The sequence below is a fragment of the Enterobacter cloacae complex sp. XAL002 genome (assembly GCF_049236805.1).
GTDB classification, from domain to species: Bacteria; Pseudomonadota; Gammaproteobacteria; order Enterobacterales; family Enterobacteriaceae; genus Enterobacter; species Enterobacter intestinihominis.
Map to the genome: position 1 here is coordinate 1 of NZ_JBMKJN010000036.1, position 20,665 is coordinate 20,665.

The 20,665-nt window shown below is 60.0% G+C and carries 21 protein-coding genes; 3 read left to right on the top strand and 18 right to left on the bottom strand.

Features of this window, described 5'->3' with window-relative positions:
* Positions 1-308: 308 nt before the first annotated feature.
* On the bottom strand, positions 309-2,456 hold the full coding sequence (gene fdhF, locus ACOT0L_RS22400) for a formate dehydrogenase subunit alpha (RefSeq protein ID WP_126504337.1): 2,148 nt from the start codon (positions 2,454-2,456) through the stop codon (positions 309-311).
* Between the two features lie 256 nt (positions 2,457-2,712).
* Here fdhF and ACOT0L_RS22405 point away from each other — a divergent pair, with 256 nt between their 5' ends.
* Positions 2,713-3,444, top strand: coding sequence for a response regulator (locus ACOT0L_RS22405; RefSeq protein ID WP_126504339.1), 732 nt, complete (start codon positions 2,713-2,715; stop codon positions 3,442-3,444).
* Here ACOT0L_RS22405 and ACOT0L_RS22410 read toward each other — a convergent pair.
* From ACOT0L_RS22410 to ACOT0L_RS22435, 6 genes are all read right to left on the bottom strand, one after another.
* A complete protein-coding gene (locus ACOT0L_RS22410) occupies positions 3,426-4,445 on the bottom strand; it encodes a carbohydrate kinase family protein (RefSeq protein ID WP_126504341.1) in 1,020 nt (339 codons plus the stop codon). The genes ACOT0L_RS22405 and ACOT0L_RS22410 overlap by 19 nt on opposite strands.
* Positions 4,445-5,305: a ketose 1,6-bisphosphate aldolase gene (locus ACOT0L_RS22415; RefSeq protein WP_048965641.1), complete on the bottom strand. Its 861-nt coding sequence runs from the start codon at positions 5,303-5,305 to the stop codon at positions 4,445-4,447. The genes ACOT0L_RS22410 and ACOT0L_RS22415 overlap by 1 nt, the downstream gene beginning before the upstream one ends.
* A 10-nt stretch (positions 5,306-5,315) precedes the next feature.
* Positions 5,316-6,002, bottom strand: a complete 687-nt coding sequence (locus ACOT0L_RS22420; protein ID WP_105322920.1) for a D-lyxose/D-mannose family sugar isomerase — start codon at positions 6,000-6,002, stop codon at positions 5,316-5,318.
* Between the two features lie 75 nt (positions 6,003-6,077).
* The gene (locus ACOT0L_RS22425; RefSeq protein WP_126504343.1) at positions 6,078-7,019 is read right to left on the bottom strand and encodes an ABC transporter substrate-binding protein; all 942 of its coding nucleotides are present in this window, start codon (positions 7,017-7,019) and stop codon (positions 6,078-6,080) included.
* Positions 7,020-7,047: 28 nt separating this feature from the next.
* Positions 7,048-8,043: an ABC transporter permease subunit gene (locus ACOT0L_RS22430; protein WP_003860239.1), complete on the bottom strand. Its 996-nt coding sequence runs from the start codon at positions 8,041-8,043 to the stop codon at positions 7,048-7,050.
* 2 nt (positions 8,044-8,045) lie between these two features.
* Complete coding sequence (locus tag ACOT0L_RS22435) at positions 8,046-9,560, bottom strand: sugar ABC transporter ATP-binding protein (RefSeq protein WP_022646773.1); 1,515 nt, start codon at positions 9,558-9,560, stop codon at positions 8,046-8,048.
* A gap of 181 nt (positions 9,561-9,741) precedes the next feature.
* Between ACOT0L_RS22435 and ACOT0L_RS22440 the strand changes: the two genes are divergently transcribed.
* Both ACOT0L_RS22440 and yjdP read left to right on the top strand, forming a co-directional pair.
* A complete protein-coding gene (locus tag ACOT0L_RS22440) occupies positions 9,742-12,021 on the top strand; it encodes a hybrid sensor histidine kinase/response regulator (RefSeq protein WP_126504345.1) in 2,280 nt (759 codons plus the stop codon).
* A gap of 69 nt (positions 12,022-12,090) precedes the next feature.
* Positions 12,091-12,414: a DDRRRQL repeat protein YjdP gene (gene yjdP, locus ACOT0L_RS22445; RefSeq protein WP_017382647.1), complete on the top strand. Its 324-nt coding sequence runs from the start codon at positions 12,091-12,093 to the stop codon at positions 12,412-12,414.
* Positions 12,415-12,469: 55 nt separating this feature from the next.
* On the opposite strand, the gene phnP is transcribed toward yjdP, so the two are convergent.
* The 11 genes from phnP to phnF all read right to left on the bottom strand — a co-directional run bounded on the left by phnP (position 12,470) and on the right by phnF (position 20,646).
* Positions 12,470-13,228, bottom strand: a complete 759-nt coding sequence (gene phnP, locus ACOT0L_RS22450) for a phosphonate metabolism protein PhnP (protein ID WP_032627052.1) — start codon at positions 13,226-13,228, stop codon at positions 12,470-12,472.
* Between the two features lie 9 nt (positions 13,229-13,237).
* Positions 13,238-13,672, bottom strand: a complete 435-nt coding sequence (gene phnO / locus ACOT0L_RS22455; protein WP_022646777.1) for an aminoalkylphosphonate N-acetyltransferase — start codon at positions 13,670-13,672, stop codon at positions 13,238-13,240.
* Positions 13,665-14,216: a ribose 1,5-bisphosphokinase gene (gene phnN, locus ACOT0L_RS22460; RefSeq protein ID WP_032670903.1), complete on the bottom strand. Its 552-nt coding sequence runs from the start codon at positions 14,214-14,216 to the stop codon at positions 13,665-13,667. The genes phnO and phnN overlap by 8 nt, the downstream gene beginning before the upstream one ends.
* The gene (gene phnM, locus ACOT0L_RS22465) at positions 14,213-15,349 is read right to left on the bottom strand and encodes an alpha-D-ribose 1-methylphosphonate 5-triphosphate diphosphatase (protein ID WP_023299111.1); all 1,137 of its coding nucleotides are present in this window, start codon (positions 15,347-15,349) and stop codon (positions 14,213-14,215) included. Before phnM ends, phnN begins: the two co-directional genes overlap by 4 nt.
* Complete coding sequence (gene phnL, locus ACOT0L_RS22470; protein WP_022646780.1) at positions 15,346-16,026, bottom strand: phosphonate C-P lyase system protein PhnL; 681 nt, start codon at positions 16,024-16,026, stop codon at positions 15,346-15,348. The genes phnM and phnL overlap by 4 nt, the downstream gene beginning before the upstream one ends.
* 206 nt (positions 16,027-16,232) lie before the next feature.
* Complete coding sequence (gene phnK / locus ACOT0L_RS22475; RefSeq protein WP_003860225.1) at positions 16,233-16,988, bottom strand: phosphonate C-P lyase system protein PhnK; 756 nt, start codon at positions 16,986-16,988, stop codon at positions 16,233-16,235.
* Positions 16,985-17,830, bottom strand: coding sequence for an alpha-D-ribose 1-methylphosphonate 5-phosphate C-P-lyase PhnJ (gene phnJ, locus ACOT0L_RS22480; protein WP_022646781.1), 846 nt, complete (start codon positions 17,828-17,830; stop codon positions 16,985-16,987). Before phnJ ends, phnK begins: the two co-directional genes overlap by 4 nt.
* Complete coding sequence (locus ACOT0L_RS22485; RefSeq protein ID WP_022646782.1) at positions 17,823-18,887, bottom strand: carbon-phosphorus lyase complex subunit PhnI; 1,065 nt, start codon at positions 18,885-18,887, stop codon at positions 17,823-17,825. The genes phnJ and ACOT0L_RS22485 overlap by 8 nt, the downstream gene beginning before the upstream one ends.
* Positions 18,887-19,471 (bottom strand): phosphonate C-P lyase system protein PhnH, encoded by a 585-nt coding sequence (phnH, locus tag ACOT0L_RS22490; protein WP_003860219.1) that lies wholly within the window; start codon positions 19,469-19,471, stop codon positions 18,887-18,889. Before phnH ends, ACOT0L_RS22485 begins: the two co-directional genes overlap by 1 nt.
* A complete protein-coding gene (gene phnG, locus ACOT0L_RS22495) occupies positions 19,468-19,920 on the bottom strand; it encodes a phosphonate C-P lyase system protein PhnG (protein ID WP_023299115.1) in 453 nt (150 codons plus the stop codon). The genes phnH and phnG overlap by 4 nt, the downstream gene beginning before the upstream one ends.
* On the bottom strand, positions 19,921-20,646 hold the full coding sequence (phnF, locus tag ACOT0L_RS22500; protein ID WP_022646784.1) for a phosphonate metabolism transcriptional regulator PhnF: 726 nt from the start codon (positions 20,644-20,646) through the stop codon (positions 19,921-19,923).
* Between the last annotated feature and the right edge of the window lie 19 nt (positions 20,647-20,665).

Sequence of the window (20,665 nt, forward strand, 5' to 3'; positions counted from 1 at the left end):
TATCGAACCCAGACCTATGTGCCTCGTGTTTAACTGTCCAACTTTTTGGGGTCAGTACAGGTAAATGCAAATTTCCCGGGGCTTTCCACTTTCTGTCCCTCAACAATGCTCAAGACAGAAAGTCTTAAGCACCCGCCGCATATCTTATCCCTCTGAATTAAAATGCAAAGATGTAATTAATTTTCGCGCAAATTACATTTTTCTGCGAGACGTCTTCAGAGAAATATATTGATATTATTAATAGCGATGCCAGAAATAATAATGGGGTGAATATCTCACCCCATTTAGTCAGCGATTAATTAACAGCTTCATCCCATTGCGCTTTCACGCAGGCGGGCTTTCAGCTTGTTATATTCGTCGATCACGTACTGTTCCGCTGCGCGCTGATCCGCTATGGGCTCCACGTTTACGGCGCAGTATTTATACTCCGGCGTTTTGGTTATCGGGCTTAAGTTCTCCGTCACCAGCTCGTTACAGGCGCCAATCCACCACTGGTAGGTCATATAGACCGCGCCTTTGTTCGGACGGTCGCTGACCTGCGCGCGGGTAATGATGCGGCCTTTACGCGAGTTCACCCACACCAGCGCTTCATCTTCAATACCGAGCCGTTCGGCATCGGCGGTGTTGATCTGCGCGTAGCCCGGTTCATCCGCCAGCGCCGCCAGCGCGGCGCAGTTGCCGGTCATGGAACGGCAGGAGTAATGGCCCACTTCACGCACGGTGGAGAGCACCATCGGATACTCGTCGGTGAGTTTATCGATCGGCGCGACCCAGTCGCAGGTGAAGAATTGCGCCAGCCCGTTCGGGGTGTCGAATTTTTCTTTAAAGAGGTACGACGTTCCCTGATCCGCCTCTGACTCATCCCGGCATGGCCACTGGATGTAGCCTAGCTCACCCATTTTTTCATAGGTTGCCCCATAAAAGTCCGGGCACAGATGCCGCAACTCGTCCCAGATCTCCTGGGTGTTGTTGTAGTGCATCGGGTAGCCCATGCGGGTGGCGATTTCGCTGATGATCTGCCAGTCCGTTTTCAGATCCCACTTCGGCTCGACAGCCTTGAAGAAGCGCTGGAAGCCGCGGTCTGCCGCCGTATAGACACCTTCATGCTCTCCCCAGGAGGTCGACGGTAAAATCACATCCGCCGCCGCCGCGGTTTTGGTCATAAAGATATCCTGAACAATCACCAGCTCCAGATCCTCAAAGCCCTTACGCACCGCAGACAACTCGGCGTCGGTCTGGAGCGGATCTTCACCCATGATGTAGGCCGCACGCACTTCACCGTGCGCCGCGCGGTGCGGCAGCTCGCTGATGCGATACCCCGTGTGCTCAGGCAGGCTCTCCACGCCCCAGGCCTTCGCGAATTTCTCGCGATTTTCCGGGAATTTGACGTACTGGTAGCCCGGATAGGTGTCCGGCAGCGCGCCCATGTCGCACGCGCCCTGCACGTTATTCTGACCACGTACCGGGTTCACGCCCACATGCGCTTTACCCAGATTGCCGGTCAACATGGCGAGGCTGGTGAGCGAGCGCACGGTTTCCACGCCCTGGTAGAACTGGGTCACGCCCATACCCCACAGAATGGCGGCGGTTTTCGCTCCGGCGTACATCCGCGCCGCCTGGCGGATCTCCTGTGCGCTGACGCCGGTTATCGCCTCTACGGACTCCGGCGTATAGCCTTCGACAATCTTGCGATACTCTTCAAACCCTTCCGTACGGCTCGCGACAAACGCCTGGTCGTAGAGGTTCTCCTCAATAATGACGTGCCCCATTGCATTTAACAGCGCGATGTTTGAGCCGTTTTTCAGTGCGATGTGCATATCGGCAATGCGCGCGGTTTCAATTTTGCGCGGATCGCAGACGATGATTTTCGCCCCGTTCTGTTTGGCGCGAATCACGTGATTCGCGACGATAGGGTGAGAATCCGCCGGGTTATAGCCGAAGATGAACACCAGATCGGTGTTATCTATCTCATTGATGGCATTACTCATTGCGCCGTTACCGACCGACTGGTGCAGACCTGCAACCGATGGGCCGTGTCAGACGCGAGCGCAGCAGTCGACGTTATTGGTACCAATAACGGCGCGCGCGAATTTTTGCATCACATAGTTGGTTTCATTCCCGGTTCCGCGTGAGGAGCCGGTGGTCTGAATCGCATCCGGGCCATACTTGGCCTTGATGGCGCTAAGGCGCGTGGCAACATAATCCAGCGCTTCATTCCAGGAGACGGCTTCCAGCTTGCCGCCGCGCTCGCGGCGGATCATAGGGGTTTTCAGGCGCGGGGTGAGGATTTGGGTATCGTTAATAAAATCCCAGCCGTAGTACCCTTTCAGGCACAGCGTGCCCTGATTGGTTTTACCCTGCGCCGCTTCCGCCCGGACGATTTTGCCGTTATTGACCACCAGGTGGATCTTGCAACCTGAGGCACAATAAGGGCAAACCGTGACGACTTTTTTCATCACTTTGCTCCAGTTAAACAGTTCTTACCTGCCCAATATGCAGCTTCTATGCCATGTTTTTACTATGGGTATTTCCTGACTTTACGACCCTTTGCGGGGCAAAACCCTGACGAAAAACAGCCAATCGTCAAAATTGACGTGTCGAAAGGGCAGGGGATGTGACATGGATTGAATTTCCGTCACGTAAAAAACAATTCGGCTGGAGCCGGCGGCAGAATGGTTCAGACTTAACATAATTCCCTGACGGAAGCATGCGATGAAACCGGCGATTCTGGTGGTTGATGATGATGTCGCAGTCTGCGAACTGCTACAGGATGTGCTCAGCGAGCACGTCTTTACCGTGCTGACGTGTCACACCGGTCAGGAAGCGGTGAACCGTGTCCAGCAGGACTCCGGCATTGCGCTGGTTCTGCTGGACATGATGCTGCCGGATATCAACGGATTACAGGTTTTGCTGCAGATGCAAAAGCGGCGACCGTCGCTACCGGTGGTGATGCTGACGGGGCTGGGAAGTGAATCAGATGTGGTCGTTGGGCTGGAAATGGGCGCTGATGATTACATCGGAAAACCGTTCAATCCGCGCGTGGTGGTCGCCCGCGTTAAGGCGGTGCTGCGTCGTACCGGTGCGCTGGCCGCGGAGCCTGCCACGCCGCGCGTTGAAGGTATTGCCTTTAACGGCTGGACGCTGGACACCACCCGCTGCGAGCTGAGCGATCCGCAGCGTAATACCGTGCCGTTAACCCAGGGCGAATATGGCCTGCTGCTGGCATTAACGCAAAACGCCCGCCGGGTACTGAGCCGTGAACAGCTGCTTGAACTGACCCACAGCGAAAGCGCCGAGGTCTTTGACCGCACTATCGACGTGTTGATCATGCGGTTACGGCGAAAAATTGAGGTTAATCCGCACCAACCTCTGCTGATCAAAACCATTCGCGGTCTGGGCTATGTTTTTGCCACGGACGTTTCCCATCATGAGAAAGCCGCCTGACCGTTCTCCTGAATAAACGTCTGAAGCTCGGCCAGCGTTTTCGCGCCGTCAATTGCATTAGCCGCCAGCAGGCTGGCCCGCGCGCAGGCGTGCGCCAGATAAATACTCTCCGTCAGCGGCAGGGATTCATGGCAGCCGTATAAAAAGCCCGCGCAAAACGCGTCGCCCGCGCCGACGCTGCCGATAATCTCGTCCTGCGTCAGCTTCCACGACGGAACCCATTGCCCTTTTTCACCCGGCGATTCACCCCATGCCCCTTCCGGACAGTGGATCACCACCCGCTGTCGCACGCCTGCCGCCAGCAGCAGTGCGGCAGCGTCGGCGATATGGGACATGTTCAGCGCATCATGGCTGTCGCGGATCTCAAGCCCGCTAAACTCACCGGCTTCCAGCTCGTTAATCACCAGATAATCAAGATGGCGCAGGGCAGGGAGCACCAGCGGCTGATAGCGCGGGTCGCCCTTGCGGGACACCAGATCGAGCGAGGTTTCATACCCCTGATCGTGCATCTGTGCCAGTAACCGCGCGCTGCGGGTGCCAAATTCCTCGTCCGGCATATCCAGGCTGTCGAGCAGCAGCAGATAGCCGAGATGGAAGATCTTCAGCGATCCGTCTAAACGATCGAAGGCGGGAAGATCCAGCAGGCGGTTGGCGCCCGGCGAGTGGAAAAAGGTGCGCTGTCCGCTGGGGTCGGTCATCACCTGCGACATCGACGTTGGGGAGAACGTCGTGCGCTGCACGCGCTGGCGATTGACGTGATACTGGTCGAGCATCGCCAGAATATAGTCTCCGTCGCTGTCTTCCCCAATCAGCCCCACCGCCTGTAACGGCAGGCCGACGTGCATTTTCGCCAGCGTCAGCAGAACGTTGAGTGGCGCACCGCCGGTTGAGCGTTCGCTGTGGGTGATTTCTGCCAGCCAGCCGCGCTCCGGCCACTGTACGATCTGGTGGACGTGATCCACCAGCATATTGCCTGCGGCGACGATCCCTTTGCGTTCCATTAGGCCTGCCCCGCACTGCCGAAGATGCGCATCTGTTCCGCAACCGTATCGGTAATGGCCTCTTCAATGCCCAGCAGCAGCTCGGCAAACTCATCGTAAAGCGGTTGGCGGTTCGCCATGCGTTGCTCAACGGCGGCAAGTGCGGCCTGCGACATGCCGGTATAGAAATTGATTTTATGAATACCGAGTTCAATGGCGCGGCGGAAATCAGTGTCGCTTATGCCAGAGCCACCGTGTAAAACCAGCGGCAGGCCCGTCTGCTGGCGAATGGCGTCCAGACGCGGAAAATCAAGCTTCGGCTCGCCCTTGTATTTGCCGTGCGCGTTGCCAATGGCAACCGCCAGCGCATCGATGCCGGTTGAATCAACAAATTCGCGCGCCAGTTGCGGGTCGGTAAAGAAGGCTTCATCCGCATGACCGTACAGCGCGCCACCTTCATCCCCGCCTACCGCGCCCAGCTCCGCCTCTACCGAGACGCCCACCGCGTGGCACATCTTCACCACTTCCCGGGTCTGGCGGATATTTTCCTCATAGCTCAGCGTGGAGCCGTCGAACATCACCGAGCTGAACCCTAAACGCAGGGCGCGCACCACCGCCTCAAAATGCAGGCCGTGGTCGAGGTTCAACACCACGGGAATATCGTGGCGGGCAGCTTCGAATTTCACCGCTTCCACCAGCGACTCCAGAGACACGTACTTAAAATGCACTTCGGCGATGTTGATGATAAACGGCGAGCGTTCCTGCTTCGCGGCGGCAAACAGCGCGCGCAGGAAATGGGAGTCGAGCACGTTGAACGCGCCCAGGGCGTAGCGGTGTTCCCTGGCGTGGGCCAGACCGTCGGCAAGAGAAATCAATGGCATCATTCACTCCTTATATCCGAAAGAGGGTGTACTCGTTGCACAGCACCAGCACCGCCGGTTCGTCTTCTTCAATGGTGTTGTAGCGGTCAATGGGCTGTAAAAAGTGGTTGTCGTGTTCATCGTCATTGACCGACGACACTTCGCCCACCAGCACGTCACCAAAGCCGCGTTCACCCCAGAAACTGTGGTACAGGCCGGGCGTCAGGCAGATGCTCTCCCCAGGCGTGAGGCGCAGCTGGCTGCCGGGCGCGTGCGTCTGCCGACAGCCGTCTATCGTGACGGTCACGTCGGTGTTTTCGGTCTCTTCATGCGCGCCCGCATTCCATAACTCAATAATCAGATTCCCGCCGCCGCGGTTAATAATGTCCTCCCGCTTGCGCCAGTGAAAATGCATCGGCGTCACCTGGCCGTCGCGGACATGCATGATTTTTTCGGCATAGCACTTTTCATAGGGCACGCCGTTGGGGGAGCCGTTGCGCAGGGTGAAAAGCGTTAACCCCTGTGCAGCGAAGTTGTTGCCACCAAATGCCGTCACGTCCCAGCCGAGCCTGAGGTCAAACACCTCCTGCCAGGCGGCCTGGTCAAGCTGCTGCCATTTTGTCGGCGGAAAGCTGGCAAAAGGGGGGAGATGCACGTCGTGCATGGAGAAGAACTGCCGTGTGTGGCCGAGGATCGCGTTGATGTCGGAGCGTTTCATGGGGACTCCTTACTTTTTTTGCCGCCCCCTCACCCTAACCCTCTCCCCTTTGGGGAGAGGGCCGGGGTGAGGGGCTTACTTAACCGTCCACCCCTTATACGTGCCGACGTTCTTTTTATCGATCATCGTCACCGGGATCAGCACGGGCTCTTTCGGCGCAGGTTTGCCCTGAAGAATGTCATAGCCGATCTCCACCGCCTTCACCGCCATCACCTGCGGATCCTGCGCCGGGGTAGCAACAAACAGCGAGTTTTCACGCTTCAGGGCTTCTTCACCGTCCGGGCTGCCATCCACGCCAACGATAAAGAATTCGTTGCGTTGAGCCTGTTTAGCCGCCAGATCGGCGCCGATCGCGGTCGGATCGTTAATCGCGAATACGCCGTCGATCTTCGGATTGGCCGCCAGCAGGGAGGTCATGACCTCCAGGCCGCCTTCGCGGCTGCCTTTGGCGTTCTGATTATCCGAGAGCACTTTGATATCCGGGTGGCGCCTGAACTCGGTCTGGCAGCCCTCCACGCGGTTTTGTACCGCAGAAACCGGCGGTCCGTTGATGATCACCACGTTGCCTTTACCTTTCAGGCGGTCGGTAATGTACTTACAGGCCATTTCTCCCGCCTGAGTGTTATCGGAGGTGATGGTCGCATCGGCCCCTTCCGCCGCCACGTCCACCGCCACGACCACGATCCCCGCCTCTTTAGCGCGTTTTACCGCGGGGCCGATCCCTTTGGAATCCGCGGCATTAAGGATGATCATGTCTACTTTCGCCGCAATGAAGTTATCGATCTGCGACACCTGCTGGCCCAGATCGTACCCGCTGGAGACCAGCGTCACCTTGACGTTATCTCCCGCCAGCTTGCGCGCTTCCAGCTCGGCACCTTTGGTGATCTGCACGAAGAACGGGTTAGCCAGGTCACCCACCGTCACGCCGATGGATTTCAGATCTTTTGCCTGCGCAAACGGGGTTGCGGCCAGCAGCGCGCCAGCACAGAGCGCGGTCACTAAGGGCTTCAATCTCATGCTGTATTCCTCACGTAGGGTATTGTTGTTATGCACTTTGATGGTGTCGGGTACGGTATTTGTCGATCAGCACCGCTATGATGATCACCGCCCCTTTGATCACCAGCTGCCAGAAATAGGAGACGCCCATCAGCGTCATGCCGTTGTTGAGGGTGGCGATGATCAGCGCGCCCACCAGGGTGCCGGTGATCGTGCCGATCCCGCCGACGAAGCTGGTGCCGCCGAGGATCACCGCCGCAATCGCATCCAGCTCGTACCCCGTGCCGAGGTTGCCGTTGGCGCTGTAGAGACGTGAAGCGCTCATCACGCCGCCTAAGCCCGAGAGCAGGCCACTCATGCCGTAGACAAACAGCAGCACCAGCCAGACCTTAATGCCGGTTAAGCGTGCCGCCTGCATGTTGCCACCAACCGCATAGATGTGAACGCCGAGGGTGGTGCGGCGCAGGATGAACCAGCACACCACAATCACCGCCAGGGCGATCACCACCAGCCACGGAATCGGGCCGAGGTAGTTATTGCCGATCCACTCGAAGTTAATGTTGGAGTTAATAACCGTCGTGCCGTCCGCCAGCAGATAGGCCGCGCCGCGCAGCGCCGTATAGGTGCCGAGCGTAACGATAAACGGCGGAAGTCCGGCGAAGGCCACCAGCGCACCGTTGAACAGCCCCAGCACCATACCGAGCATCAGCGCCGCCGGAATGGAGAGCATCGCAAATTCAGGGATAAGCGAGACCACCATCGCCGCCACTGCCGTGGTGCCCAGAATCGAGCCCACGGAGAGGTCAATCCCGCCGGTCAGGATGATGAAGGTCATCCCGGCCGCCAGGACAATGTTGATCGACGCCTGCCGGGTAATGTTGAGCAGGTTGCTCTCGGTGAAAAAGTTCGGGGCGATAAAGCCAAATACCGCCACAATCAGGATTAAAATCGGCAAAATGCCGATCGTTTGCATCAGATCGCTCATCAGCATTTTTTTGGCGGAGGCGGATTTCGCCACCTGCTGCGGATGGGTTGGAGTTGTCATAATTACACCGCCTGATGATGTGTGTCGTTTACGCCGGTTGCCAGCGTCATGATGTTTTCCTGAGAGATGTCGCGCCCGTGCAGTTCACCCGCAATGCTGCCTTCCCGCATCACGTACACCCGGTCGCTCATCCCTACTACTTCCGGCAGCTCGCTGGAGATCATCAGAATCGCAACGCCTTTGCGCGCCATCTGGTTCATGATGCGGTAGATCTCGCTTTTTGCGCCGACGTCTACGCCGCGCGTGGGCTCGTCCAGAATCAGAATGCGCGGGCCTATCGCCACCCAGCGGGAGATCAGCAGTTTTTGCTGGTTGCCGCCGGAGAGCCCGCCCGCGCGCACCTGTGAATGGGGCACGCGGATATTGAGCAGGGCGATGGCGTCATCGGAAATCGACTGCGCTTTTTTGCGGTTCAGCCAGCCGAAGGTGGCGTCGCGCTCCAGCGTCGCCATGGTGATGTTCTCCTGCGCCGCCAGCTCCAGAAACAGACCTTGCTCCTTGCGGTTCTCGGTAAGAAAACCGATGCCGTTCTCAATGGCCGCGCGCGGGGAGTGGATCACCACCGGTTCGCCGTCCACCTCAATCATGCCGCCGGTGGCTTTGCGCACGCCGAAGATCAGCTGCGCCAGCTCGGAACGCCCGGCCCCGACCAGCCCTGCCAGCCCGACGATTTCACCGGAGCGCACCTGCAAACTGCACGGCTGTACTTTTTTGCCGTCGGTGAGGTGGTGGACGTTAAGACGCGGGCTGCCGAGGGGAATATCGCGCTCTTTGTTAAACAGATCGCTGAGCGGACGGCCCACCATCATGCGCACAAGCTCGGAGGCGTTGAGCCTGTCGCGCGTCAGGCTGCCGACGTATTGCCCGTCGCGCAGCACGCTGACGCGGTCCGAGAGTTCATACACTTCCGCCATCCGGTGGCTGATGTAAATAATCGCCATGCCTTCATCGCGCAGGCGCAAAATCAGTTCGAACAGACGGTGGGTTTCGCGTGAGGAGAGGGCGGCGGTAGGTTCGTCCATCACCAGAATGCGGCTGTTGCGGTGCAGGGCGCGGGCGATCTCCACCTGCTGCTGCTCGGCGATCGTCAGCTTCATGACCAGGTCGGTGGCGCTGAACTGCGCACCGAGGCGGTCAATGACCGCCTGCGCCTGGGCAGCCATCTCTTTGCGCTGGACCAGCCCGCCGCGCGACAGCTCGCTGCCGAGAAAAATGTTTTCCGCCACGGTCAGGTTAGGAGCAAGCTGCATCTCCTGATAAATCAGGGTAATGCCTGCGGCCAGCGCATCCTTCGGCCCTTTGATATGAAACGGCTTACCGTCGATGAGGATGTCGCCGCTGCTGGCGGTATAGGCACCTGCGAGGATCTTCATCAGCGTGCTTTTTCCGGCGCCGTTTTCCCCCATCAGCGCGTGGATCTCTCCGGGGAAAACCGTCAAATCCACGCCCTTGAGCGCGTGGAAATTGCCAAACGTCTTGGCAATATTGCGCATCTCTAAAACCGGGGTTCTGCTCATGGCGGATCTCCTGTGAATGTCGATATCTGCACTTCATCACAGGCGCGTAAATGCAAAATGTCAGAAGCTGTTCATATTTGTCATAGTTATGAATAGCTAATCGCCATCACATTTTCCTTTTCCCTCTCCCTGTGGGAGAGGGCCAGGGTGAAGGCACCAATCCGCAGAGGAGCCCAAACCCATGTCTTCACGCCCCCCGTTCTTCACCAGCGCCCGCGGACGCCTGCTGATTTTTAATCTGCTGGTGGTCGCCGTCACGCTGATGGTCAGCGGTGTGGCGGTGCTCGGCTTTCGTCACGCCAGCCAGATCCAGGAGCAGGTCCAACAGCAAACGCTGGATGACATGACCGGCAGCATGAACCTCGCCCGTGATACCGCAAATGTGGCAACGGCGGCGGTGCGGCTGTCGCAGGTGGTCGGTGCGCTGGAGTACAAAGGCGAAGCCGAGCGGCTGAAACAGACGCAGATGGCGCTGCGCCACTCGCTGGATCAACTTGCCGATGCGCCGCTGGCGCAGCAGGAGCCGGCGCTGGTGGCGCGAATTATTCGCAGGAGTAATGAATTACAGCAGAGCGTGACGGGAATGCTGGAGCGCGGGCAAAAGCGGCATCTGGAGCGTAACGCGCTGCTCAGCTCGCTCTATCAAAGCCAAAGCTACCTGCGTCATTTGCAGGATATCAACCGCCGTTACGCGAGCAATGTGCCAGACGCCCGACAGCTTGCAGAGATGGACAGGTTGATCGTTGCCGCCATTGATACCCCTTCACCGCGCGCCACGGTGCAGCAGCTGGATGCAGTAACCGCGGGGTTACCCGCGAGCGCCCTGCAACCGGTGGCCAACCTGGTGCTCCCGGATTTTAATGATGAGCTGCGCAAGCTCGCACCACTGTCGACGCAGCTGGAGGAGAGCGATCTGTCCATCAGTTGGTACATGTTCCACATCAAGGCGCTGGTGGCGATATTAAACAGCGACATTAATCAGTACGTTGAACAGGTGGCGCAGGCTTCCCGGCTTCGCACGGCCCAGAGCCATCACGAGCTGCAATCCATCAGCGTGTTTATCAGCATCTTCGCGGTGCTGGCGCTGATCATCACCGGCTGTGCCTGCTGGTATATTTACCGCAATCTGGGCTCCAACCTGACGGCTATCTCAAGGGCGATGTCGCGTCTCGCTCATGGGGAGCAGGATGTGTCGGTGCCCGCGCTACAGCGGCGTGATGAGCTGGGGGAACTGGCGCGCGCGTTTAACGTTTTCGCCCGCAATACCGCTTCGCTGGAGCACACCACGAGGCTGCTGAATGAGAAGACCTCACAGATGGAGGTTGACCGCATCGAACGTCAGGGGCTGGAGGAGGCGCTGCTGCACAGCCAGAAAATGAAGGCGGTCGGGCAACTGACGGGTGGCCTGGCGCATGATTTTAATAACCTGCTGGCGGTGATTATCGGCAGTCTGGAGCTGACCGATTCGGCATCACCGGACGCGCCGCGCATCACCCGTGCGCTTAAAGCCGCGGAACGCGGAGCCATGCTCACCCAGCGTCTGCTGGCCTTCTCGCGCAAGCAATCCCTGCAACCCCATGCGGTAGAGATGAAGCCGCTGCTGGAGAACCTGAGCGAGCTGATGCGGCACTCGCTTCCCGCCACGCTGACGCTGGATATTGAAGCGCAAACCCCGGCGTGGCCCGCATGGATTGACGTCAGCCAGCTGGAAAACGCCATTATCAACCTGGTGATGAACGCCCGTGATGCAATGGAGGGGCAAAACGGTGTGATTAAAATTCGCACCTGGAACCAGCGTGTGACCCGCAGCGACGGGCGCAGGCAGGATATGGTCGCGCTGGAGGTGATTGACCACGGCTGCGGGATGTCGCAGGAGGTGAAATCGCAGGTCTTTGAACCGTTCTTCACCACCAAACAGACCGGCAGCGGCAGCGGGTTAGGGCTGTCGATGGTGTACGGCTTTGTGCGCCAGTCGGGGGGGCGCGTTGAGATCGAAAGCGCGCCGGGGCAGGGAACCACCGTGCGGCTCCAGCTGCTGCGCTCGACGCTGCCCGCGTTCTCCGGTGATGTCGTGCTGGCAACCACGGCCCCGGCAGAAAGTGAGCTGCTTGTGCTGGTCCTGGAAGATGAGGCGGGCGTGCGGCAGACCCTGTGCGAGCAACTGCACCAGCTTGGCTACCTGACACTTGAAGCCGAAAACGGCGAGCAGGCGTTGAACATGCTGGACGCATCACCGGATATCGGCATGTTTATCAGCGACCTGATGTTGCCGGGCGGCCTGAGCGGTGCGGAGGTGATCGGCCATGTACGCAGCCACTATCCGCAGTTGCCGGTTCTGCTGATCAGCGGGCAGGATTTGCGCCCGGCGCATAACCCGCAGCTGCCGGACGTTCCGTTACTGCGAAAACCGTTCACCCGCGCACAGCTGGCGCAGGCGCTGCGCAAGGTGATGGTAATTTGAGATTCCTCCGCTACTCCCGCTAACAGCCAGTCATTACCTTAAGGCCAGTTCACCTGCGAGTCTGGCCTTATGAAACGTTACTCTACCGCTCTGTTATTGGGTCTGCTGACTTTAACCAGCCAACTGGCGCATGCCGATGTGATTGATGATGCTATTGGCAATATTCAGCAGGCGATCAACGACGCCTATAACCCCGGCAGCAGCCGTAATGACGATGACGACGATCGTTACGATCGCAGCCGTCAAACTGACAGCCGCCAGTACGACGATCGTCGCCGGCAGTTAGAAGACCGACGCCAGCGCTTAGACGAGCGTCAGCGGCAGCTGGATGACGACCGGCGTCGGTTAGAGGAGGATGAGCGCCGGTTAGAGGATGATTACGATCGGTGGTAAACCCCGGTATCGCAACGCGTAGGCCGGGTAAGGCGCAGCCGCCACCCGGCAAAACCTAATCCAGCACCAGTACCATCCCGTCATACCCCGCTTCAATGCCGGACGGCAGCGGGTTATCCATCATCCAGACGTCAAACTGATGACTGATATGCGTCAGGATCACCTGCGGACAGCCAATCACCTCGTTCAGCGCAATCACCGTATTCAAATCACAGTGGTTGCGCGGCGTCTCCTGGCGCGGTTCATGGCTACAGTCAATAATCATCGCCTGCGGCTGATTATTTAGCAGAAACGTCACCGTTTTATCCGGTAGCCCGGCGGTATCAGAAAGCCACGCCACGCGGCTGTGGGCGGACTCCAGCAGATAGCCAAATGTGAGTTTTGAATGGTTGAGCGGCAGCGGCGTGACCCGCAAGCCCTGAAGTTCAAACGTTACAAACGGCTCTACCGTGTGGCTGAAATCGAGAAGGCCCGGATGCTTGAACAGGTCGTCACAGCCTGCGTCGTCCGGCGGACCGTAAACCGGAATGGTCGCTCCCACGCCCCAGCGCAGAGGAAACAGCCCCTGAACGTGATCCATATGATAGTGGGTAAGCAAAAACTGCCTGAAACTCCCTGCGGGCCAGTCGTCCATCAGGTGTGGAATACCTGCGTCCAGCAAGGTGACCGCATCGTTGAATTTCACCGCCGCGCTACAGGGGCGACGGCGATGGTTTTCCTGCAAACGCGCCCGTCGGCACGCCGCGCAGTCGCAGCCAAACACCGGCACCAGCTGCGCCCCTCCCGTTCCTGTCAGCGTGATCGTCAGACTCATAACGCACCTCTACAGCGGTTTGGTGAAGCGGAAATGGCTTTGCGTATATCCTTCACGAACATAAAAACGGTGCGCGTCCACGCGCTTCACGCTGGTGGAAAGCTCGGTCAGCTCGGCGCCTGCCTGGCGTGCGATCTCCTCTGCCCAGGCCAGCAGCTGGCTGCCCACTTTCAATCCGCGCGCCTGCGGCATCACCACCAGCTCCTGGATCTCGCCGATCCAGCGGGCGTGGTGCAGGTGAAACTGCATGTGCAGGCCGATCATCCCGATGATCTTCCCGTCCAGCTCGGCCAGCTGGTAGCGCATATTGTGATCCTGCAAGTTGGCCAGATACCCGGCGTGAAACGCCTGATGATCGAACTCGGCCTGCTTAAGTTCGCAGATCAGAGCGTAAACGATCGGCGCATCGTCGGCGGTGGCGGGGCGAAGCTGGCAGTCAGGCATGCTGTTTCTCCTTCTGGCGAATAAGCGATAGAAAGGTCTCGACTGACTGTAGCAAACTTCCGTCGTTATTGAGGAGATGGCAACCCGACGGGGTGTAGCGCGCCGCCCGTTCCAGCCGCTGGTCGATCTCGCGTGCGTTTTCGCGCCCCCGCTTTTGCAGCCGGCTACGCAGAACCTCCGGGGAAACCTGCAAACAGACCGGGAGCAGCGCCGCTTCGTACCGGGCGTGAGCCTGCGGGAGATGCGCCCGTGAGCCGTTAACCAGCACGTCGAACCCCGCGTGCAGCCAGAGGTCGATCTCAATGCCGACGCCATAGTAGTAACCGTTGGCATGCCAGCTTAGCGCCAGCAAGTTTTGTCCGGCGCGGGTAAAAAACTCCTGCTCGCTCAGGGCGATATGGTTTTCGCTTCCGGCGTTGGCATCGCGCGTGATATAGCGGTGCGCCACCAGCAGCTGTGAGTGTTCCCGCTGCCGTAACGCCGACAGCAGGCTGTCCTTCCCGGAGCCGGACGGGCCCATTAACCAGATGAGTCTTCCCATCAGAACACCCTTTTTCCCTGACGCCAGACGTGGTCGATATGAATGTGCTCGCCCTTACGGTGCGCCAGCACCAGATCGGCCCGTTTCCCCTCGGCGATTTCCCCGCGATCGTGAAGATTAAGCGCCGAGGCCGGGTTTTTCGTCACCAGGCGAATCGCCTGCGGCAGCGTGAAGCTATTGCCTTCGTCGTCCGCGACGCGGAAGGCCGCGTCCAGCAGGCTGGCGGGGTAATAGTCAGATGAGAGGATATCCAGCAGGCCGAGGGAGGCGAGCTTGCTTGCCGCCACGTTTCCGGAGTGCGACCCGCCGCGCACGATGTTCGGCGCACCCATTAGCACGTTCATGCCATGCTTACGCGATGCCTCTGCCGCCTCGAACGTGGTGGGAAATTCGGCGATCACGCTCCCAAGCTGGTGGGATTCACGGACATGGTCGTGCGTGGCATCATCATGGCTGGCCAGGGCAATATGACGGTCACGGCACATCGCGGCAATGGAGAGACGATTCGGCTGCGACCACCGCGCCGCAAGCTGGAGCTGCTCTTCTTCATAGCGCGCCATCTCGGCATCATTGAGCGCGTATTTGCCCTGATAGTATTCGCGATACTTTTCAATGTTGGCGAACTGGCGCTGCCCCGGCGAGTGATCCATCAGGGAAACCAGCGAGACTGGCTCGCGGCCCACCAGCTTTTCAAACAGCGGCAGGGTGGTGTGGTGCGGCAGCTCGCAGCGCAGGTGCAGGCGGTGCTCGGCGCGGTTGAGGCCGCGCTTTTGCGTCTCCTCCACGGCGTTGATCATCTTCTCCAGGTTCTCCAGCCGATCGCCGCCGTCGCGCACGTCGCCGATCGCCACCGCGTCCAGCACCGTGGTGATGCCGCTGGCGACCATCAGCGCGTCGTGGCTGCTCATCGCTGAATGCGCGGGCCAGTCGACCTTCGGGCGGGGCGTGAAAAATTTATCAAGATTATCGGTATGCAGCTCAATCAGCCCCGGCAGCAGCCAGCCGCCTTCGCCATCCATCGCGTCCGGTGAGCGGCTCTGGGTTTCAGCAAAGGCGCGGATGACACCGTCCCGGACCTCAACCGAGCCGTTCACGACTTCATTTTCCAGTACCAGCCTGACGTTATTGATAATCATACGTTTGTCCCCATCGGGTGCAGTCTGTCCGCCACGCGATGGCGTACGGCGTCGTCGTGGAAGATCCCGACGATCGCCGCGCCGCGCGCTTTGGCCTGTTCGATCAGTTCCATCACCGCTGCGCTGTTTTTACTGTCGAGCGAGGCGGTGGGTTCATCCAGGAGTAAAATCGGGTAATCGACGATAAAGCCGCGGGCGATGTTCACGCGCTGCTGTTCGCCGCCGGAAAAGGTCGACGGGGCGAGGTGCCACAGACGCTCCGGTACGTTGAGACGCGTCAGCAGGCTGGCGGCTTTAGCGGCGCAGGTTTCGCGCGGCACGCCGAGATCCAGCAGGGGCTGCATGACCACGTCCAGGGCGGAGATCCGCGGGATCACCCGCAGGAACTGGCTGACCCAGCCGATCGTCGAGCGGCGTACTTCCAGCACCTTGCGCGCGGGAGCCTGGACCAGATCGACCCATTCATTGTTATGGCGGATATGGATATGGCCTTCGTCCGGCAGGTAGTTGGCATACAGGGAGCGCAGCAGGGTGGATTTTCCGCTGCCGGAATGGCCATGCAGCACCACGCATTCGCCGTTGCTGACCTCTAATGAGGCATTTTGCAGTACCGGCAGGCGGACACCGTTTTGCTGGTGGAGCACAAAGGTTTTACTGACATTTTCAACGTGGATCATTTTTGCCTCGCGATTCGTTTTGCCGGGTGGCGGCTTCGCCTTACCCGGCCTACGGGTGCGGTGTTCGTTTTGCCGGGTGGCGGCTTCGCCTTACCCGGCCTACGGGTGCGGTGTTCGTTTTGCCGGGTGGCGGCTTCGCCTTACCCGGCCTACAGGTGCGCTGTTCGTAGGCCGGGTAAGCGCAGCGCCACCCGGCAACAGCGCCCTCAGTTCTGCAACACCGACGACACCAGCAGCTGGGTGTACGGATGATGGGGATCGTCGAGCACCCGGTCGGTCAGCCCACTTTCCACCACCTGACCCTGCTTCATCACCAGAAGACGGTCCGCCAGCAGGCGCGCGACGCCTAAATCATGGGTGACAATCACCACCGCCAGGTTCAGCTCCACCACCAGGCCGCGCAGCAGGTCGAGCAGGCGAGCCTGCACGGATACGTCCAGCCCGCCGGTCGGTTCGTCCATAAACACCAGCTTCGGATGGGTGACGAGATTGCGGGCAATCTGTAAACGCTGCTGCATGCCGCCGGAGAAGGTGGTCGGCAGGTCGTCGATGCGCGAGGCGGGGATTTCAACTTCCTCCAGCCAGTGCTGCGCCGTGGCGCGGATATTGCCGTAGTGGCGTGCGCCGGTGGCCATCAGCCGTTCACCGATGTTGCCCCCCGCTGACACCTGACGGCGCAGGCCGTCCATCGGGTGCTGATGCACCACGCCCCACTCGGTGCGCAGCAGGCGGCGGCGCTCGGCTTCGCTCATGCCGTACAGCGACACGCCCTCATACAAAATGTCGCCATTCTGCGGCGTCAGGCGCGCGGAGATGGACTTCAGCAGGGTGGTTTTACCGGAGCCGGACTCGCCGACGATGCCCAGCACTTCGCCCGGCCACAGCTCAAACGACACGTCGCTAAAGCCTTTGCCCGGCGCATAAAGGTGAGTCAGGTTGTTAACCGAAAGCAGCGGTTTCATTGGCTGTTCGCCTCGCTCTGTTGGCGGCAGTAATCGGTGTCGGAGCAGACAAACATCCGTTTGCCCGTGTCGTCCAGCACCACTTCATCCAGATAGCTGTGTTTGGATCCGCAGATGGCGCACGGCTCGTCCCACTCCTGCACCGTAAACGGGTGATCGTCGAAATCCAGGCTCTCTACGCGGGTAAACGGCGGTACGGCGTAGATGCGTTTTTCACGTCCGGCACCAAAAAGTTGCAGGGCGGGCATCATGTCCATCTTCGGGTTATCGAATTTCGGGATCGGCGACGGGTCCATCACGTAGCGGCCGTTCACCTTCACCGGGTAGGCGTAGGTGGTGGCGATATGGCCGAAGCGGGCGATGTCCTCATACAGTTTGACCTGCATGATCCCGTACTCTTCCAGGGCGTGCATGGTGCGGGTTTCGGTTTCCCGCGGCTCGATAAAGCGCAGCGGCTCCGGGATCGGCACCTGGAAAATCAAAATCTGATCTTCCGTCAGCGGGGTTTCCGGGATGCGGTGACGGGTCTGGATCAGCGTCGCGTCTTCGGTTTTTTCAGTGGTGTTGACGCCCGTTACGCGCTTAAAGAAGTTGCGGATCGACACGGCATTGGTGGTGTCGTCTGCCCCCTGGTCGATGACCTTCAGCACGTCCGCTTCGCCAATCACGCTGGCGGTGATTTGAATACCGCCGGTGCCCCAGCCGTAGGGCATCGGCATTTCGCGGCCGCCGAACGGCACCTGGTAGCCGGGGATCGCCACAGCCTTAAGGATGGCGCGGCGGATCATGCGTTTAGTTTGCTCGTCCAGATAGGCAAAGTTGTAGCCGCTTAAGTTAGCCATTGGCGCGCTCCCGTTGCAGGCGTTTCAGCAGTTCCAGTTCGGCCTGGAAATCGACGTAGTGCGGCAGCTTGAGGTGCGAGACAAAGCCCGCGGCCTCAACGTTATCCGCGTGGGCCAGCACGAACTCTTCGTCCTGTGCCGGCCCTGCAATATGCTCGCCGTAGTCCGGCGCCTGGAGCGCACGGTCAACCAGCGCCATCGCCATCGCCTTGCGCTCGCTCAGGCCATACACCAGCCCGTAGCCGCGGGTAAAGTGTGGATCTTCATTTTCTGGCGCGACAAAACCGTTGACCATTTCGCACTCGGTCATCAGCAGTTCGCCGATGTTCACCGCAAACCCCAGCTCTTCTGGCACAATTTCGACATCGAGATAGCCGCTGCGGATCTCTGCCGCGAAGGGGTGGTTGCGCCCGTAGCCGCGCTGCGTGGAGTAGGCCAGCGCCAGCAGATAGCCTTCGTCGCCGCGCATCAGCTGTTGCAGACGGGACGAGCGCGAACAGGGATAGACCGGCGGCGTGCGGGTGATGTCATCCGGTGTGCTGCCGGTGTCTTCTTCCGCCTTCGCCAGCCCCTGGTTTGCCAGCAGGCTAAAGACGTGCGGGGAGGCGTCTTGTTCAGCGTCAGAGGCGCTGAGCTGCGGTGTTTCACCGTTTGCCAGCAGAGCGAAGTCCATCAGACGATGGGTGTAGTCGTAGGTGGGGCCAAGCAGCTGGCCGCCAGGAATATCTTTATACACCGCAGAAATACGGCGCTCTAAACGCATTTCCGCCGTATTTACCGGCTCGCTCACCGCCAGCTTCGCAAGCGTTGTGCGGTAAGCGCGCAGCAGGAAGATGGCTTCCACGTTATCGCCGCTGGCCTGTTTCAGCGCCAGCGCCGCCAGCTCACGGTCCGCGATGCCGCCTTCGGTCATCACGCGGTCGACGGCCAGGTTTAACTGCTGTTCAATCTGTGCGACGCTCAGCTCGGGAAGAGCGTCATCCCCCCGGCGTCTGTGCGCCTGCAAGGCATGGGCGGCGGCGATCGCCTTCTCGCCCCCTTTGACGGCAACGTACATCAGCACACCTCCACGTGAGTGGTTCGCGGGATCGCCAGCAGGCGCTCGCCGCAGGTCAGGATCAGGTCGATACCGAGCGGGAACGGATGCGGGCGCTCGGTCAGCTCATGGATGATGCACTCCGGCAGCTGGGGGGCGACCATCCGCTCGTCGGCGATGCCTGCACCCGTCAGGCGAAGCATGCGACCACCGCTCAGGCTGGAGACCTGCAAAATCAGCGTGGCGCTGGTTTCCGGGGCGACGGCGCTGCCTTCGCTCAGGGCGTTAAGCTGCTCGTGGCTGATTTGCTCGTCTGCCACGGCGAAGACCGCCTGCTGGGGCTGCTCGACCAGCGGCGCGTTGGTGTGAAAGCGCAGGTTCTGGCTGGCGATATCGTTCAGCAATGCCCCTGACAGCCATACCGGCGTGTCGTTGTCCGCCAGCGTCAGCAGCACGCTGGTAGAGGCGAGATTCAGCGGCAGCCAGCCCTGCGAAAGCTGGTGCAGCGAGACGATCACGCCGGGCTCGCTCATGGCTTTCAGCAGGCGACGGAAACTCTGTTGGGCATCCTGGACGGCCAGGGTAAAGGCAGGTTGAAGCGTCATGCGTTGTCTCCGCGAACGAGCGTAAAGAAGTCTACCCGGCTGGTATTCACTTCGGCCTGACGCGCGGCAAGGCGTGCGGCGCGGTCAGCTTCCAGCGGGGCAATAAGGGTTTCCATTAAGGTCTGAAAATGCGGCTGTTCCTGTAAAAGCGCGTCGATAACCGCGCAGCGCTCGGCGTGCGTTTTGTCGCGTCCAAGTACGTAGCCGTAGCCCAGCGTGCCGCTGCTCAGGCGGATCACCGCGCGGGTGAGGGTGGCATCGCCGGCGAAGAAGCGCTCGCCGGTGCCGCCCATGCGTGCCTGGATCTGCACCAGGCCGATCTCCGGCGCGCGGATCGTGTCGTAGTCCGGCGTCAGGCCGAGCGCGTTCATGCGGGCAGCCAGCGCAGCAGGCTGGCTGTGGGCCAGCACGCGCATCCAGCGCTGACGAGTGGAGGTGTCGAAGTGCATTCAGTGCTCCATGGTAAATTCAATCATGTCGGCGCGGGTCAGGCTGACGGAGTATTCCGTTGCGTTGACGTCGCCGTCACGGTGGTTGAGGGTGCGCACGCAGAGCAGCGGGGCCATGTTGGGGATCTCCAGCACCTTGCTCTCTTTAGCCTGCGCGCGGCGGGCGCTGATGCGCGTCTGGGTGCGTTTGAGCGCGATACCCGTCGCCTCCTGAAGAAAATCATGCAGGGAACCGCTGGCGAAATGTTGCAGCACGGGCCAGAGGGAGAGGTCCGCGAAGTAGTGGTCGATCTGACAGACCGCCACGCCGTTCACCCGGCGCAACGTGCGCAGGTGAACGACGTTGTCGCCCTCCTGAATCCCCAGCGCGTCCGCTACGTGGCGGGAGGCCGGGCGCAGGACAGACAGCAGCTTTTCGCTGGTGGGGTGGCTGCCCTGATCGAGCAGGTTCTGGCTAAAACGCGCCTGAGCATTGAGCGGGTAGTCAAACGGACGCATCAGCACCAGCACGCCGACGCCCTGACGACGCTGGACCCAGCCGCGTTCCACCAGCTGATCGATGGCGCGACGCAGGGTGTGGCGATTCACTTCGTAGCGGTCGGCAAGCTGCTGCTCGGCAGGCAGGTAGTCGCCGCACCGATAGTGCGTGCGCAGCTCCACTTCGAGCTTTGCCGCAATCTCTTGCCAGCGGGTAGGGTAACTGGTCGGATGTCTGGATAAGTGCATACCAATCAAAGCCTCGCTT

Bases quoted from the DNA above. Each gene is read 5' to 3' on its own strand.
- ACOT0L_RS22405 (WP_126504339.1), top strand. From the start codon at position 2,713: ATGAAACCGGCGATTCTGGTGGTTGATGATGATGTCGCAGTCTGCGAA.
- ACOT0L_RS22410 (WP_126504341.1), bottom strand. From the start codon at position 4,445: ATGGAACGCAAAGGGATCGTCGCCGCAGGCAATATGCTGGTGGATCAC.
- ACOT0L_RS22415 (WP_048965641.1), bottom strand. From the start codon at position 5,305: ATGCCATTGATTTCTCTTGCCGACGGTCTGGCCCACGCCAGGGAACAC.
- ACOT0L_RS22420 (WP_105322920.1), bottom strand. From the start codon at position 6,002: ATGAAACGCTCCGACATCAACGCGATCCTCGGCCACACACGGCAGTTC.
- ACOT0L_RS22425 (WP_126504343.1), bottom strand. From the start codon at position 7,019: ATGAGATTGAAGCCCTTAGTGACCGCGCTCTGTGCTGGCGCGCTGCTG.
- ACOT0L_RS22430 (WP_003860239.1), bottom strand. From the start codon at position 8,043: ATGACAACTCCAACCCATCCGCAGCAGGTGGCGAAATCCGCCTCCGCC.
- ACOT0L_RS22435 (WP_022646773.1), bottom strand. From the start codon at position 9,560: ATGAGCAGAACCCCGGTTTTAGAGATGCGCAATATTGCCAAGACGTTT.
- ACOT0L_RS22440 (WP_126504345.1), top strand. From the start codon at position 9,742: ATGTCTTCACGCCCCCCGTTCTTCACCAGCGCCCGCGGACGCCTGCTG.
- yjdP (WP_017382647.1), top strand. From the start codon at position 12,091: ATGAAACGTTACTCTACCGCTCTGTTATTGGGTCTGCTGACTTTAACC.
- phnP (WP_032627052.1), bottom strand. From the start codon at position 13,228: ATGAGTCTGACGATCACGCTGACAGGAACGGGAGGGGCGCAGCTGGTG.
- phnO (WP_022646777.1), bottom strand. From the start codon at position 13,672: ATGCCTGACTGCCAGCTTCGCCCCGCCACCGCCGACGATGCGCCGATC.
- phnM (WP_023299111.1), bottom strand. From the start codon at position 15,349: ATGATTATCAATAACGTCAGGCTGGTACTGGAAAATGAAGTCGTGAAC.
- phnL (WP_022646780.1), bottom strand. From the start codon at position 16,026: ATGATCCACGTTGAAAATGTCAGTAAAACCTTTGTGCTCCACCAGCAA.
- phnK (WP_003860225.1), bottom strand. From the start codon at position 16,988: ATGAAACCGCTGCTTTCGGTTAACAACCTGACTCACCTTTATGCGCCG.
- phnJ (WP_022646781.1), bottom strand. From the start codon at position 17,830: ATGGCTAACTTAAGCGGCTACAACTTTGCCTATCTGGACGAGCAAACT.
- ACOT0L_RS22485 (WP_022646782.1), bottom strand. From the start codon at position 18,887: ATGTACGTTGCCGTCAAAGGGGGCGAGAAGGCGATCGCCGCCGCCCAT.
- phnH (WP_003860219.1), bottom strand. From the start codon at position 19,471: ATGACGCTTCAACCTGCCTTTACCCTGGCCGTCCAGGATGCCCAACAG.
- phnG (WP_023299115.1), bottom strand. From the start codon at position 19,920: ATGCACTTCGACACCTCCACTCGTCAGCGCTGGATGCGCGTGCTGGCC.
- phnF (WP_022646784.1), bottom strand. From the start codon at position 20,646: ATGCACTTATCCAGACATCCGACCAGTTACCCTACCCGCTGGCAAGAG.